Origin of the sequence: Lapillicoccus sp. (genome assembly GCF_039935575.1) — a bacterium.
Taxonomy (GTDB): Bacteria; Actinomycetota; Actinomycetes; order Actinomycetales; family Dermatophilaceae; genus Lapillicoccus.
Window position 1 is genome coordinate 1 of record NZ_JBDTKA010000143.1, and the last position, 13,460, is coordinate 13,460.

Below are 13,460 nucleotides of genomic sequence, written 5' to 3' on the forward strand. Positions count from 1 at the left end.
GTGCGCCTGGCAGACCTGGTCCATGAACTCGTCAGGCGTCAACCGAAGTCCCACGAGGTCGAATCGCAACACGACATCGCCGCCGATGACCACCCGGTTCTGCCGAAGGTTGTCATCGGTGACGGCCAGGCCCCAGCGATGCCCGGCTCCGTCGATCTCGACCACCAGCCGGAGCGTCGACCACCTGACGTCCAGATAGACACGACCTCGGGGCGACTGCCGCACCACCTGTCGGTCGGGGGCCGGCAGTCCGCGCCGACGACACAAGGCTGCGAAGTCCAGCTCACCCAGCGACTGTGCGCCGTCCGCGACGTCCCGCACCAGCTGTCGGACCAGCTGGCGTCGCCGACGACCGTGCACGCTCTCCGTGGCGGCCACGAGCTGTGACCCGGTCACGATGCGTTGCTGGACGGGAAGCACTAGTAGCAGGGCGGCCTGGCGGTCCGAGGTCGCCCAATGCGCAGCGCGGACGGCGGCGATCGCCGGCCGAACCCGAGGTACCCCGGCAGTGACGATCTCATTCGAGACCCGCGTGACGCGATGGACGCGAACGCCGTCGACCGGCCGACGATGACGTTCGCGAGAGGCGGAGACGTGGACGCACATCTCGTCGAAGCCGCGAACCCCTGCGGCGTGCAGCGCGCTCACACCATCGAGAGCGACGTCCGGACCGCACTCCCAGACCGCCCGCCAGCGGCCGGCCCGCTCGCCCATGACGCCGGTGTTGGTCAGGACAGTGTGGCTACCCACCAGGAGCCAACGCTCGGCCGCCACCTCCCGGGCGACCGCTTTTCGGTCGATGCCTAGGTCGTTGAGAAGGGCGCGCGAGAGGACTCCGCCGTACGGTTCGGCAGCTGTGGCCGCCAGGCGTCGGCGTGCGGAGGCGAGCGTTCCCATGCCCGCACTCTGGAGGGACGCCCTGCGGTAGTCGAGGAGAAGGTCGGCGCCTGTGGATCTTGGGGCGCCCGCGCCCGACGGTGTGGATAACCCGGTGTGGTGGCTCGCGGCCGGTTTACCGGGCGCCAGCCACCACACTCAGCCGCGAGGCATACGGCTCAGTGGCCGCTCGCCTGCGCCTGCTCCGGGCTGAGCGGCATGACGCTGACCTTCGGGTCACCCTCGTCGGCGAAGTAGTCGGCGGGGATGGTCTGGTCAACCCCCTCCGGCGTCTTGGCGGCCCGGAAGGCCAGGGTGAGCACGGTGGCGACGAGCACGTTCAGCGCGAACGCGGTCACCGCGATGTAGCCCAGCTGACCCCAGATCGGGACCGCCGAGACGGAACCGCCGAAGTGCGACGTCGCTGCGGAGGAGACGTTGTAGGCCTCATACGTCCCGTAGATCATCCCGACTGCCCATCCTGCGAGCAGCGCCCACCGGTGGAACCAGCGGGTGTAGAGGCTGAACACGATCGACGGGAACGTCTGCAGGATCCAGATGCCGCCGAGGAGCTGCAGGTTGATCGCATTCTGCTTGTCCATGGCGACGACGAAGATGAGCGCAAACGCCTTGACCACTAGCGAGGCGATCTTGGAGACCCTGGCCTCCTGCTGCACCGTCGCGTTGGGCCGGAACCACTCCTTGTAGATGTTGCGGGTGAAGGTGTTGGCCGCGGCTATCGACATGATCGCGGCCGGGACCAACGCCCCGATCGCGATCGCCGCGAAGGCGACGCCGGCGAACCACGAGGGGAAGGTGTCCTCGAACAGCTGGGGGATCACCAGCTGGGCGTTGGGCTTGCCGTCGAGGCCGATCGGCTTGGTGCCGGCCGCAATCGCCACCCAGCCGAGCAGGGCGAGCAGTCCCAGGACGAGGCTGTAAGCCGGCAGGAGCGCCGCGTTGCGCCGGATCGTGTTGCGGCTCTTGGACGACAGCGTCGCCGTGATCGAGTGCGGGTACATGAACAGCGCCATCGCGGAGCCGAGGGCGAGTGATGCGTATGCCCATGACTGCGACGGGGAGGGGATGAACGTGAAGGTCGACGGTTTCCCCGCCGCCTTGGCCGTAGCGGCCGCTGCCGTGCTTTTCGCCTCAGCCGTTCCGAAGATGTGCTCCCAGCCGCCGAACTTCGAAGGCAGGTAGATGATCGCCACGATGATGACGATGTAGATGAGGATGTCCTTGACGAACGCGATGAGCGCGGGAGCCCGCAGACCCGAGGTGTAGGTGTAGAGGGCCAGGACGATGAACGCAATGAACAGCGGCGCGTCCGTTGCGAACACGTTGCCCGAGCCGCCCACACCGGCCACCTCGAGGACGGCCTGGATGCCGACGAGCTGCAGCGCGATATAGGGCATCGTCGCGACGAAACCAGTGACGGCGATGGCGAGCGACAGGGTGCGGGAGCCGTGCCGGCCGGCGACGAAGTCCGCCGGTGTGACGTACCCGTGCCGGTGGCTGACCGACCAGAGGCGTGACATGAAAATAAAGATGATGGGGTAGAGAACGATCGTGTAGGGCACCGCGAAGAACCCGCTGACCGCTCCCGCGCCGAACATCGCAGCCGGGACCGCGACGAACGTGTATGCCGTGTAGAGGTCGCCTCCGAGCAGGAACCAGGTGACCCAGGTCCCGAAGCTGCGACCGCCGAGACCCCACTCGTCCAGGCTCTCCATGCTCTGTGGGCGGCGCCAGCGCGAGGCCCAGAAGCCCATCACGGCCACCATGGCGAACAGCACGATCAGCACGACCAGTGCGACGCCGTTGACACCGGTGTTCATCGGTCACTCCCGTCGGAGGAGTCGACGAACTCGGTGCCGTCGTCGGTCATCGGTCGGTGCGGACGCGCCTTCTGCACGATGAGGTAGGCGGAGTAGGTGAATGCCGAGCAGAGGAAGACCCAGAGGAACTGGTACCAGAAGAAGAACGGGAAACCCCACAGCACCGGGTCCTTCCTCGCATAGGTGCCGACCAGCATCAGGGCGACGATCGGGATGGCCACGAGCACGGCCGCCAGGGCCAGCAGGCTCTTGTTGGCCGGTGGCGCGTCGTAGTGGCGACGGGCGCCGGGTGGTGGGGTTTTCGACGGTGAGCTCGGCATGAGTACCTCCCGCGGTTCTCGGGCCGCGTCGGTGCGACCTCCGGACGGGAAGGTACTCCGTCGCTGAGCGCCGCACGCGGGGGGGCGCGCCGAGTTGGCCGTCCTGTGATGTAAACGGTCGCCGGGGCGCCACATAGGCTGTGGGACATGGCTGATTACGACGTGGTGGTCCTCGGTGCGGGACCCGGTGGGTATGTCGCTGCGATCCGGGCGGCGCAGCTCGGCAAGAAGGTGGCCGTCGTCGAAGGAAAGTACTGGGGAGGGGTATGCCTCAACGTGGGCTGCATCCCCAGCAAGGCCCTGCTGCGCAACGCCGAGATCGCCCACATCATCACTGCCGAGAAGAAGGTCTTCGGCATCGAGGGCGACGCCACGATGTCGTTCGGGCCGACCCACGCCCGCAGCCGGTCGGTGGCCGACGCCAGCGCCAAAGGCGTCCACTACCTGATGAAGAAGAACAAGATCGAGGAGATCGACGGCTGGGGTTCTCTCACCAGCGCGACCTCGGTCGACATCAAGCCGACCGATGGCCCCCGGGACGAGACGATCCGGTCGATCACCTTCGACAACGTCATCATCGCGACGGGAGCCACCACCCGCCTGGTCCCCGGGACCTCGCTGTCCGACCGGGTCGTCACCTACGAGGAGCAGATCCTCACCGACGAGCTGCCCGAGTCGATCATCATCGCCGGGTCGGGGGCCATCGGTGTCGAGTTCGCCTACATCCTGAAGAACTTCGGGGTCGACGTGACGATCGTCGAGTTCCTCGACCGGATGGTGCCCACCGAGGACCCGGACGTGTCCAAGGAGCTGTTCAAGCAGTACAAGAAGCTGGGCGTCAAGGTGCTGCTCTCGACCAAGGTCGAGACGATCGAGGACCCCACGGACCGCAGCGAGAAGGTGAGGGTCACGGTGAGCCCCGCCGCCGGCGGCGAGTCGCAGGTGCTCGAGGCGGACAAGGTCATGCAGGCCATCGGGTTCGCCCCTCGGGTCGAGGGTTTCGGGCTGAAGGAGATCGGCGTCGAGGTGACCGACCGCAAGGCGATCGCCGTCGACGCCCGGGGACGGACCAACGTCGACGGCGTGTACGCCGTCGGCGACGTCACGGGCAAGCTGATGCTCGCGCACACGGCCGAGGCCATGGGGATCGTGGCCGCCGAGACGATCGCGGGCGCCGAGACGGTCGAGATCGACTTCGACATGATCCCGCGGGCGACGTTCTGCCAGCCGCAGATCGCCTCGTTCGGCTACACGGAGGCCCAGGCGAAGGAACGAGGTCACGAGGTCAAGACCGCGTCGTTCCCGTTCTCCGCCAACGGAAAGGCGCGCGGCATGGCCGAGGGGGTCGGTTTCGTCAAGATCGTCGCCGACGCGGAGCACAACGAGCTGCTGGGCGCCCACCTGATCGGTCCCGAGGTCACCGAGCTCCTCCCGGCGCTGACGCTGGCGCAGAAGTGGGACCTCACCGCCGACGAGGTGGCGCGCAACATCTTCGCCCACCCGACGCTGAGCGAGGCCATGAAGGAAGCCATCGAGGGCATCGCCGGCCACATGATCAACCTGTAGCTCGTGTCATGGCTTTCGACGTGCCTGGCGACGCATACCAGCAGTTCATGGGCATCTTCTCCGACCCGCTGTCGACCGAGCTCGCCGACCTGGCCGGAGTGCGAGCCGGGAGCGGTATGCGCGTGCTTGACGTCGGCTGCGGACCTGGCGCGCTGACCAGCGAGCTGGTCAACCGCTGTGGCGCGGCTCAGGTCGTCGGGGTCGACCCGTCGCCACCCTTCGTCGCCGCTGTTCGAGCGCGGTTAGCGGGTGTCGACGTCGTGCAGGCCCCGGCCGAGGAGCTGCCCTTCGAGGACGAGTCGTTCGACGCCACGCTGGCGCAGCTCGTGGTCCATTTCATGGGCGACCCTGCCGGCGGTGTCGGTCAGATGCGTCGGGTGACCCGCCCCGGGGGAGTGGTGGCCGCATGCGTCTGGGACTTCGCCGGCGGCCGGGCGCCGCTGTCGAAGTTCTGGCGAGCGGTCGCCTCGCTCGACCCCGGTGTCACCGGAGAACAGGTCCGGACGGGCAGCAAGACGGGCGACCTCGTCGCACTGTTCCGAGCGGCTGGGCTCACGGACGTGCGGGAGAGCGAGCTGACGGTGACATGTCGGTTCGCCAGCTTCGAGGAATGGTGGCACCCCTACACCTTGGGTGTCGGACCGGCCGGTGACCAGGTGCGCTCGCTCGACAACGAGGGGCGGGTGGCCCTCCGGGAGGCGTGCCGAGAGCTCATTCCCGAGCCGCCGTTCGTCGTCCAGGCGGTCGCGTGGGCGGCCGTCGGCACACGGTGACTGCTTGGGGTGACCCCGGCATGGGTGTGGCCCACGGTGAGGGGGCCTCACCGAGCTCTCGCCAGATGACGTCCCGGGTCCCGCAGGGACGGACCCGAGTGTCGTTCGAGGGCCGCACCTACGGCCTGACCCGCCCCGCGCATACCGGCCGTCGTTCGCTCAGTGTGACACGCTGAACTCTCGTATGCGCACTACCGTGCATGCCGGAGTAGTGTCTGTGCCACACCACCGCTGACGGCGGGGTTGACGTGCTGGGAGGCGCCGGTGGAGACGACACAGCTCGTCAAGGGAGTGCTCGACATGGCCGTTCTGGCTGTGGTCGCGCAGGAGGACGGCTACGGGTACGACGTCGTGCGCCGGCTGCGGGCGGCGGGGCTCGAGGATGTGGGCGACGCCTCGGTCTACGGCACGCTACGGCGGTTGTTCAACGCCGGCGCGCTGACGTCCTACGTGGTGCCGAGCGAGGAGGGGCCGCATCGGAAGTACTACGGGCTCAACGCCCAAGGGCGCAGCCAGCTGGAGATCGAGGGCAAGACCTGGCGCGGGTTCGCTGCGACCATGGAGGACCTGTTGACGGCAGGAGAGCAACGATGAGCGACAACGGGACGGCAACCCACGCGGCGCGCCAGACCGACGAGGTGGCCGCCTACGTCGACCTGGTGCGTAGGGCGCTGGGCGACCTCAGCGCCGAAGAGATCGAAGATCTCACCAGTGGAATGGAGGCGGACCTCGGCGAGCTGCTGACCGAACGTGGCGGCCCGTTGGAGACATTGCTCGGCACCCCGGGTGCTTATGCCACGGAGCTCCGACAGGCGGCGGGTCTGCCCGAGCGCCCGCGCACGAACCCGCCGCAGATCCTGGACCGGGCGTGGTTCGCCGGGCGCCGGTCGGCGGCGGAGGCATACCTGCGCCGGCATCCGTGGCTTGATGCGACCTGGAGCTTCCTCGTGACGCTGCGACCTGCGTGGTGGGTGCTGCGGGGGCTGGTGGCGGCCTACGTCCTGGTCCACGTCCTTAGCGTCGCCTACGCCCCGACGATCTGGCCGACCTCGCCAGCAATGTTGGTCATCGGGCTCCCGAGCGTCGTGCTCAGCGTGCTGCTCGGGCGATGGAGCAGCCGCCAGTGGGGGGCCGCCGCGGGGTCGAGACCGGAAGGCCGGGGCTCAGACGTGCTCCCGGGGCTACGCGTGCTGCCCGCGCTCGCCAACCTCGTTGCCGTGCCCGCCTCGATCCTCGCGGTGCAGGCGGTCCCGCCGACCGCGTACGTCCAGGTGGGCGCGCAGGCGCCCGCGGCGCCGACCGGTCTGTCCCTCAACGGGGCTGCGGTGGACAACGTCTACGTCTACGACGCGCAGGGGCACCGCCTCACCGATGTCCGGTTGTTCGATAGCGACGGGCAGTCGTTGGTGCTCGACCGCAAGGAGGACGTCGGCACCGGGGTGACCCTCCCCGGACGGGGAGACGTCTACGGACAGTGGTGGACGAACGTCTTCCCCCGGGCGTACACGGTGAACGGCGAACCGTATGCCGTCAACCCGCTCGCGAGTCCCGGCAGCCCGCAGTATCAGGGCCAGGAGCAGTGGAAACCCCCGCCGTCAGTAGCGCCGCTGCTGCCGAGCGGCGCACCTGCGACGACGACCGGGTCCGCGACGACCGGCCCTGCGACGACCGGGTCTGCGGCGACGGCGACGACCGCTCCGCCGATCTCGACGACCGCCCCGACCGCCCCGACCGCCCCGACCTCCTCACCCTGACGCCTTGCCGTCCGGTCCGGCGCAGGGGATCGGACCGGACGGAGATCCGCTCACGAGCAGTGACGGCTCGGCGCACTGTCGTGGCCTGGCGGCCGGGTTCGCCACGATCGGTGACGCCTTGGCGCGTTGTCGTTTCGGTGCTGCCGGGGCCCTGTGGATGACGCAGCGGACAGCAGGCGACGATCGGGCACGGTCAGGGATGGCATCGACATCATCGTGCTCGCCGGGCTCCCCGAACCCGTCGTCAACCAAACGCTGCGTGACGAGAACGGGGCGTGGCTGATGCGGTTCGACCTCAGCTATCCCGCCTGGCGAATCGCGGTCGAGTACGACGGGCGACAGCACCGTTCTCGACAGAGTCGAACGTGTCCGTGCCGAGCGGGGCGTGCGGTCCGGGCCGACCAAGCCGGCCGGCCGGTCCGGGCGTCGACGGGATGAGTGGCAGCGGTACTTCTGCCACGTCGGTTGACGCAGTCACGACCGGTGACGCCTCGGCGTACGGTCGGGTCGACCGGTCAGTGTCTGGCCACGACGGGCCACTGCTCCACCGAGTCGTCCGAGACGGCGTGCAGCCGGCTCCACATGTTCACGGTGCCACACGCGTGGTTGGGCACGATCCGCACGACGTCGCCCACCTGCAGCCGGTCGGCCCCCGGTCCGGTGAGGAACCCGTGCTCCTCGTTGGCGGTCGGGAAGCTGACGTCCGCCATCGGCACCCCCGTGACGTCGCAGACAATGCCGGCGCCGACCCGCGGAGTGAGTGCGTCCGAGCTCATCGCCTTCAACCCCGCGTCGATGATGGCCTGGCCCTTGCGCTGGCGGGAGACCACGCGGGCCAGGACGGTGAGTGCGCACCGGTCGATGGTGGTGCTGCCGAGCCGGACCTGGTTGGCGTCGTAGAAGACGTAGGTGCCCGGCCTGCCCTCGGTCACCCCCGGAGCGAACGGCGCCGTGCTCAACCCCGGCGTGGACCCGACCGACACGACCTGGCACGGCAGGCCTGCCTCGGACAACCGGCGCGCTACACCCGCGAGGCTGGACCCGATCCCACGGCCCGCCGCCTCGAGCCCGACGCGGTCGGCTCCGTATGCCGCGAGGTGCCCTTCGTGCGTCAGGACGCCTTCGAGCTCAAGGCCCGGAAGCGAGGCCACCAGCCGGGCGGTCTCGAGGGACCGGTCGGGGATGACGCCCGTGCGGTGGTGCCCGGTGTCCACCTCGAGCAGCACTGATACCACGATGCCCTCGTCCACGGCGTGCGCGGACAACGGCTCGGCAACGTCCCTCGAGTCGACGATCGCCGTCATGCCCCACCGCCTGGCGGCGTCCACGGCGAACGCGACCTTCTGTCGTCCGACCGGTTGGTGCGCCCAGAGCAGCCCAGCAAAACCCGCCTCGCCGAGGGCCCGCACCTCGGCCGGCGTCGAGCAGGTGAACCCGGCGGCTCCGGCCTCGTACTGGCGGCGGACCACCTCGAGACACTTGGAGGTCTTGATGTGTGGGCGCAGTGCGACCCCGGCAGCGGAGAACGAACCCGCCACGGTAGCGATGTTGGCCTCGCACCGCGCGACGTCGACGAGCAGTGCCGGTGTGGGCAGGTCAGCGAGGTCGACCGGCATACGAGCATTCTGCGGCAGGCGTCATGTCCCGCTCAGACCGACAGGCCGAGGCGGGCCGAGGGGTCGGCGTGCAACAGGTGGTCGAGGACGTCGTCGCCGATCCGCGGCATCCCCTCGATGTGGTGGTCGGCGATCTCGTGCAACCCGTCGGTCGCCTGCCGGGGAGTCCACAACGGATAGTCGGAGCCGAACAGCAGCTTGTCGACGACACCCCATTCCTGTGCGCGGACGAGCGCGCGGTAACCGTCGGCGGGGCGCGCCCACAGGGCGGAGACGTCGGAGAAGACTCGGGGGTTCTTGCGCAGCACGACCATGGTCTCGCGCTGCCACGGATGGCCGAGGTGGGCGATGATCTGCACCAGACCCGGGTGGCGCCTGGCCACCTCGTCCACGAGCAGCGGGTTGGACAGCTCCAGCTTGCCGATGGGCGAAGGGGTGGCGCCCATGTGCCACAACAGGATCACCCCTGCCTCGGTGGCGGCGCGGTAGAAGGGGTCGAGGGCCTCGTCGCGCACGTCGAAGAGGCCGAGGACTGGATAGCACTTGATGCCGCGCAACCCCCGGTCCACCCCGTCACGTAGCTGTTCGACCGCCGCGCCAGGGTCTGTCGGGTCGATGGCCATGAACCCCACGACGTTGCTGCGGCACTGGCTCACGAAGTCGACGATGTAGTCGTTCGGCGTCTCCATGCCCGCGTAGTGGGCCGTGATGCCGAAGACGAACGACAGGTCCACCCCGCCCTCGCTCATCGCCGCGTCGTAGGCCTCGGGTGTCACGTCGGTCCAGCCGTGCCCGTAGACCGGCTTCCAGTGGTCCTCCCACTCCGGGCCCCAGTGCTCGCTTGTCATCGCGTGGGTGTGGACGTCGATCAGCACGCCTCATGAGTACACGGAACCACGTTCCACGTCAATCTTCCCCCGGTGCGGCGAGCAGGATACCGTGGGACCTGAAACGAAGTTTCGTACCGACCGTCACCCGCCCACCCACCCACCCCTCGCCGGAGCCGATCATGACCGCGGTCTTTCCCGACAACGTCGCCGCGCCGTCCGTCCCGCTCAGCCCCGGTATGCGCGCCGGCGAGCTGCTCTTCGTGTCCGGACAGGTGGCTTCCGACTCCGCCGGCACGGTCTACCGCGGTGAGTTCGACGACGAGGTGAGGATGACCCTGGACAACGTCGAGCGAGTTCTCGCTGCCGGCGGGGCGACTTTCGACGACGTCGTCAAGGTCGGTGCGTGGCTCTGCGACGCCGCACTGTTCGGCCGCTTCAACGAGCTGTACGCCGCGCGCCTCGGCGCCCATCGCCCCGCGCGGACCACTGTCGTCGTCGGGTTCGGACACCCCGACGTGCGGGTGGAGATCGACGCCGTTGCCTACCTCGGGCAGCGATCGAACCAGGAGGACAGGTCATGACCGCAGAGCCGATGACGATGGCCGGCCGACCCGCAGCGGGTGCGGCCGCGAATGCGGTCGCCAGCGGGGTGAACTCGTCGACCCGCTCGAACGGCGTGCCGCGGACGATCACCGCCACCGAAGGCGCCTACGTCACCGACAGCGACGGCAAGAGCTACCTGGACTACCACGCCGCCTTCGGCGCCATCCTGCTCGGCCACCACGCGTCGGTGGTCGACGAGGCAGTCGTCGCGTCGATCCGGAGCGAGCCAGACCTGACGGGCTGGGGCACCAGCGAGCTCGAGCTACGGCTGGCGCAGGCCGTCGTCGACGTGATGCCGAGCATGGACCAGATGGTCACGGTCACCACGGGCAGCGAGGCGGTGGCCTACGCCGTGCGCATCGCCCGGGCTCGGACCGGACGCCGGCTGCTGGTCAAGGTGCAGGGCGGGTTCCACGGCTGGTCGGACTCGGTGGCGCGCAACGTGATCTCGCCGCCCGAGCTGGCCTACGGCATGGACCCGCTCTCTGCCGGAATCCTCGCCGAGACGCTCGAGGCGACCCTGATCGCCGAGTACAACGACATCGACTCCGTCCGCCGGCTCTACGAGGCCCACCCCGACGAGATCGCCGCCGTGATCGTCGAGCCGATCCCGCACAACGTCGGCGCGCTCCTGCCGCGAGGCGGCTTCCTCGAGGACCTGCGCGAGCTGACGGCCGCGCGGGGCAGCCTGCTCGTCTTCGACGAGGTCATCACCGGGTTCCGGCACGCTCTCGGCGGGTATCAGTCGATCTGCGAGATCACCCCGGATCTGACGACCTTCGGCAAGGCGCTGGGCAATGGCTATGCCGTCAGCGGGGTCGGGGGGAGCGCCGACGTGATGGCCACGGTGGATCCGGCGCGTGGTGGCTCGGTGGCGGTGATGGGCACCTTCAACGGCAACGCGGTGTCGTGCGCCGCGGGCGTCGCGACGATCGGCTACCTCGCCTCGCACCCGGAGTTCTACACGCGCACCTACGCGTTGGGCGACAAGGTCCGCTCCGGACTGCAGTCGGTCTTCGACGGAGCCGGGGTCGCTGCGTTGGTGCAAGGGTACGGGGGGACCTTCACCACCTACTTCCTGCCCGGGGAGGTACACGGTTACCGCGACCTGATGGCGAACGACGCCGCCAGCAGCCGTGCCTTCCACCGGGCGATGATCGATCGTGGCTTCCTGATGCTGCCCATCCCGATGAAGCGGATGCACATCTCGGCGGCGTTCACCGAGGCAGACGTCGATGGGACGGTTGCGGCCGCCGCCGACGCGGTCGAGGAGCTGGTGGCGCAGGGCGCCTTGCGGATGCGCTGACCGCCACGACTCGCGCCCGTCGGCGAGGGCCCCACTCCAGGAACGAGAGGATCACCGTATGCGCCTGTGCACCTTCACCCGACCCGACGGTACGACCGGACATGGACGTCTGGTGGGCGCCGACCGGGTCGAGGACATCGGCGACGGGGATCTGCTCGCGGTCGTCTCCGGCACGCAGGACTCGTCGGGTCCCGCCGGTACGACCTGGGCGTTGGCGGACCTGACGATTCTCGCCCCGGTGCTGGCACCCCCGAAGGTGCTCTGCGTCGCCACCAACTACCAGGAGCACATCGTGGAGGGGGGCGGAGACCGTGTCGACCCGACACGGGTCTCGCCCAAGTTCTTCATCAAACCAGCGACCAGCGTGATCGGCGACGGAGCGAGCTACGAGATCCCGGAGATCTCGGCGGCGGCCGACTGGGAGGCCGAGCTGTGCGTTGTCATCGGCAAGGAGGGTCGGGGCATCGCGGAGCAGGATGCCCTCGACCACGTCTTCGGGTATGCGGCGAGCAACGACATCTCGCTGCGCACGCTTGCCGTGGGGTACGACCGCGACGTCAACGCGTGGGCGGGGTTCTTCGACTGGCTGGAGGGCAAGTGGTCCGACGGCGCCGCCCCGGTCGGACCCTGGTTGGTCACTGCCGACGAGGTGCCCGACCCACAGGTACTTCCGGTGCGCTTGAGCCTCAACGGCGAGCTGAAGCAGAACGGCAGCACCGCTGACATGATCCACGGCTGCGCCCAGCTGGTCGCCTTCGCGTCGCGGCTGTGCACCCTCCAGCCCGGCGACCTCATCCTCACCGGCACGCCGGCCGGCGTCGGGGCGAGTACCGGGACCTACCTCACCGACGGGGACGTCATGGTGGCCGACCTCGGCCCTCTGGGGCAGCTGACCACCCACGTGCGCGGGCACTCCACCACGGAGTAGGACAGCCGTAGAACCGCTCAGATCGACGGGTGGAAGCAGGCGACCGGATGCGCCCCGCCGTCCGGCACGGCCAGCGGCGGGGTCTGCTTGCACTCTTCCGTCGCCTTCCAGCAGCGGGACCGGAACCGGCACCCGGCCGGTGGGTCGATCGGTGAGGGCACCTCGCCGGTCAGGACGATCCGCTCGCGTTGGTCCGCCGTCCCGGCGCGGCCGGGCGCGGCGGAGATGAGCGCCTCCGTGTAGGGGTGATGGGGGTTGGTCAGCACCGACTCGCTGGGTCCCTGCTCGACGATCTGGCCCAGGTACATCACCACCACGTCGTCGGACACGTGGCGCACGACGGACAGGTCGTGGGAGATGAAGATCATCCCCATGTCGAACTGGTCCTGCAGGTCCCGGAACAGGTTGACCACCTGAGCCTGCACCGACACGTCGAGGGCGGATACGGGCTCGTCGAGGATGAGCAGCTCCGGATGCGTCGACAAGGCGCGCGCGGTCCCGATTCGCTGTCGCTGACCACCGGAGAACTGGTGCGGGAAGGCATACCGATGGCGTGGCTGCAGCCCGACGAGGTCGAGCAGCTCCTCGACGCGGGCCGTGACCTGTGCGCGTGGCAGGCCCTGGGCCTGCATCGGCTCGGCGACGATCTGGCCGACGGTCAGGCGAGGGTTCAGCGCGGAGTAGGGGTCCTGGAAGACCATCTGGAAGTGCCGCCGTGTCCGACGCAGGGCCTCACCCGACAGGTGGGTGACGTCCTGGTCCAAGAGCCGGATGGTGCCGCTGGTGGGCTCCTCCAAGCGCATCACGGCCCTCGCAGTCGTGGACTTCCCGCAGCCGGACTCCCCGACCAGACCGAGGGTGCGGCCCCGCTCGACGGTGAAGCTCACGCCGTCGACCGCCCGGACCAGGGCGCGGCGCATCCCCAGCCGCACCGGGATGTGCACCATCAGGTCGCTCACCTCGAGCAGTCGCGGTGGCTGCCCAGTCGGTCGAGGTCCGTCTGCGGTGTGTGATGTGGTGGTGTGTGATGTGGCGGTGTGTGGTGCT

The 13,460-nt window shown here is 69.1% G+C and carries 13 protein-coding genes; 7 read left to right on the top strand and 6 right to left on the bottom strand.

Annotated features, from left to right (window positions below):
* From ABI385_RS16990 to ABI385_RS17000, 3 genes are all read right to left on the bottom strand, one after another.
* On the bottom strand, window positions 1-897 hold an 897-nt coding region (locus ABI385_RS16990; protein ID WP_348104944.1), incomplete at its 3' end, for a DUF559 domain-containing protein.
* Window positions 898-1,055: 158 nt separating this feature from the next.
* Complete coding sequence (gene mctP / locus ABI385_RS16995) at window positions 1,056-2,717, bottom strand: monocarboxylate uptake permease MctP (protein ID WP_348104945.1); 1,662 nt, start codon at window positions 2,715-2,717, stop codon at window positions 1,056-1,058.
* The gene (locus tag ABI385_RS17000) at window positions 2,714-3,037 is read right to left on the bottom strand and encodes a DUF3311 domain-containing protein (RefSeq protein ID WP_348104946.1); all 324 of its coding nucleotides are present in this window, start codon (window positions 3,035-3,037) and stop codon (window positions 2,714-2,716) included. The genes mctP and ABI385_RS17000 overlap by 4 nt, the downstream gene beginning before the upstream one ends.
* Before the next feature lie 147 nt (window positions 3,038-3,184).
* On the opposite strand from ABI385_RS17000, the gene lpdA reads away from it, so the two are divergent.
* The 4 genes from lpdA (at window position 3,185) to ABI385_RS17020 (ending at window position 7,130) form a co-directional block, all read left to right on the top strand.
* Window positions 3,185-4,603: a dihydrolipoyl dehydrogenase gene (gene lpdA / locus ABI385_RS17005; protein ID WP_348104947.1), complete on the top strand. Its 1,419-nt coding sequence runs from the start codon at window positions 3,185-3,187 to the stop codon at window positions 4,601-4,603.
* Between the two features lie 8 nt (window positions 4,604-4,611).
* Complete coding sequence (locus ABI385_RS17010) at window positions 4,612-5,376, top strand: class I SAM-dependent methyltransferase (protein WP_348104948.1); 765 nt, start codon at window positions 4,612-4,614, stop codon at window positions 5,374-5,376.
* Between the two features lie 264 nt (window positions 5,377-5,640).
* Window positions 5,641-5,970, top strand: a complete 330-nt coding sequence (locus ABI385_RS17015) for a PadR family transcriptional regulator (protein ID WP_348104949.1) — start codon at window positions 5,641-5,643, stop codon at window positions 5,968-5,970.
* A complete protein-coding gene (locus tag ABI385_RS17020) occupies window positions 5,967-7,130 on the top strand; it encodes a hypothetical protein (RefSeq protein ID WP_348104950.1) in 1,164 nt (387 codons plus the stop codon). Before ABI385_RS17015 ends, ABI385_RS17020 begins: the two co-directional genes overlap by 4 nt.
* Window positions 7,131-7,645: 515 nt before the next feature.
* On the opposite strand, the gene ABI385_RS17025 is transcribed toward ABI385_RS17020, so the two are convergent.
* Window positions 7,646-8,746 carry an alanine racemase gene (locus ABI385_RS17025; RefSeq protein WP_348104951.1) on the bottom strand — a complete coding sequence of 367 codons (1,101 nt, stop codon included), beginning with the start codon at window positions 8,744-8,746 and terminating at the stop codon, window positions 7,646-7,648.
* Window positions 8,747-8,778: 32 nt separating this feature from the next.
* Window positions 8,779-9,621, bottom strand: a complete 843-nt coding sequence (locus tag ABI385_RS17030; protein ID WP_348104952.1) for an amidohydrolase family protein — start codon at window positions 9,619-9,621, stop codon at window positions 8,779-8,781.
* A 134-nt stretch (window positions 9,622-9,755) separates the two neighbouring features.
* On the opposite strand from ABI385_RS17030, the gene ABI385_RS17035 reads away from it, so the two are divergent.
* From ABI385_RS17035 to ABI385_RS17045, 3 genes are read left to right on the top strand one after another with little or no spacing between them, the layout of a single operon-like run.
* Complete coding sequence (locus tag ABI385_RS17035) at window positions 9,756-10,157, top strand: RidA family protein (protein WP_348104953.1); 402 nt, start codon at window positions 9,756-9,758, stop codon at window positions 10,155-10,157.
* Complete coding sequence (locus tag ABI385_RS17040) at window positions 10,154-11,485, top strand: aminotransferase class III-fold pyridoxal phosphate-dependent enzyme (RefSeq protein WP_348104954.1); 1,332 nt, start codon at window positions 10,154-10,156, stop codon at window positions 11,483-11,485. Before ABI385_RS17035 ends, ABI385_RS17040 begins: the two co-directional genes overlap by 4 nt.
* A gap of 58 nt (window positions 11,486-11,543) precedes the next feature.
* Window positions 11,544-12,413, top strand: coding sequence for a fumarylacetoacetate hydrolase family protein (locus ABI385_RS17045; protein WP_348104955.1), 870 nt, complete (start codon window positions 11,544-11,546; stop codon window positions 12,411-12,413).
* Window positions 12,414-12,430: 17 nt separating this feature from the next.
* Here the strand turns inward: ABI385_RS17045 and ABI385_RS17050 are convergent, their stop codons facing one another.
* Window positions 12,431-13,372, bottom strand: a complete 942-nt coding sequence (locus tag ABI385_RS17050; RefSeq protein ID WP_348104956.1) for an oligopeptide/dipeptide ABC transporter ATP-binding protein — start codon at window positions 13,370-13,372, stop codon at window positions 12,431-12,433.
* Between the last annotated feature and the right edge of the window lie 88 nt (window positions 13,373-13,460).

Bases quoted from the DNA above. Each gene is read 5' to 3' on its own strand.
- mctP (WP_348104945.1), bottom strand. From the start codon at position 2,717: ATGAACACCGGTGTCAACGGCGTCGCACTGGTCGTGCTGATCGTGCTG.
- ABI385_RS17000 (WP_348104946.1), bottom strand. From the start codon at position 3,037: ATGCCGAGCTCACCGTCGAAAACCCCACCACCCGGCGCCCGTCGCCAC.
- lpdA (WP_348104947.1), top strand. From the start codon at position 3,185: ATGGCTGATTACGACGTGGTGGTCCTCGGTGCGGGACCCGGTGGGTAT.
- ABI385_RS17010 (WP_348104948.1), top strand. From the start codon at position 4,612: ATGGCTTTCGACGTGCCTGGCGACGCATACCAGCAGTTCATGGGCATC.
- ABI385_RS17020 (WP_348104950.1), top strand. From the start codon at position 5,967: ATGAGCGACAACGGGACGGCAACCCACGCGGCGCGCCAGACCGACGAG.
- ABI385_RS17025 (WP_348104951.1), bottom strand. From the start codon at position 8,746: ATGCCGGTCGACCTCGCTGACCTGCCCACACCGGCACTGCTCGTCGAC.
- ABI385_RS17035 (WP_348104953.1), top strand. From the start codon at position 9,756: ATGACCGCGGTCTTTCCCGACAACGTCGCCGCGCCGTCCGTCCCGCTC.
- ABI385_RS17040 (WP_348104954.1), top strand. From the start codon at position 10,154: ATGACCGCAGAGCCGATGACGATGGCCGGCCGACCCGCAGCGGGTGCG.
- ABI385_RS17045 (WP_348104955.1), top strand. From the start codon at position 11,544: ATGCGCCTGTGCACCTTCACCCGACCCGACGGTACGACCGGACATGGA.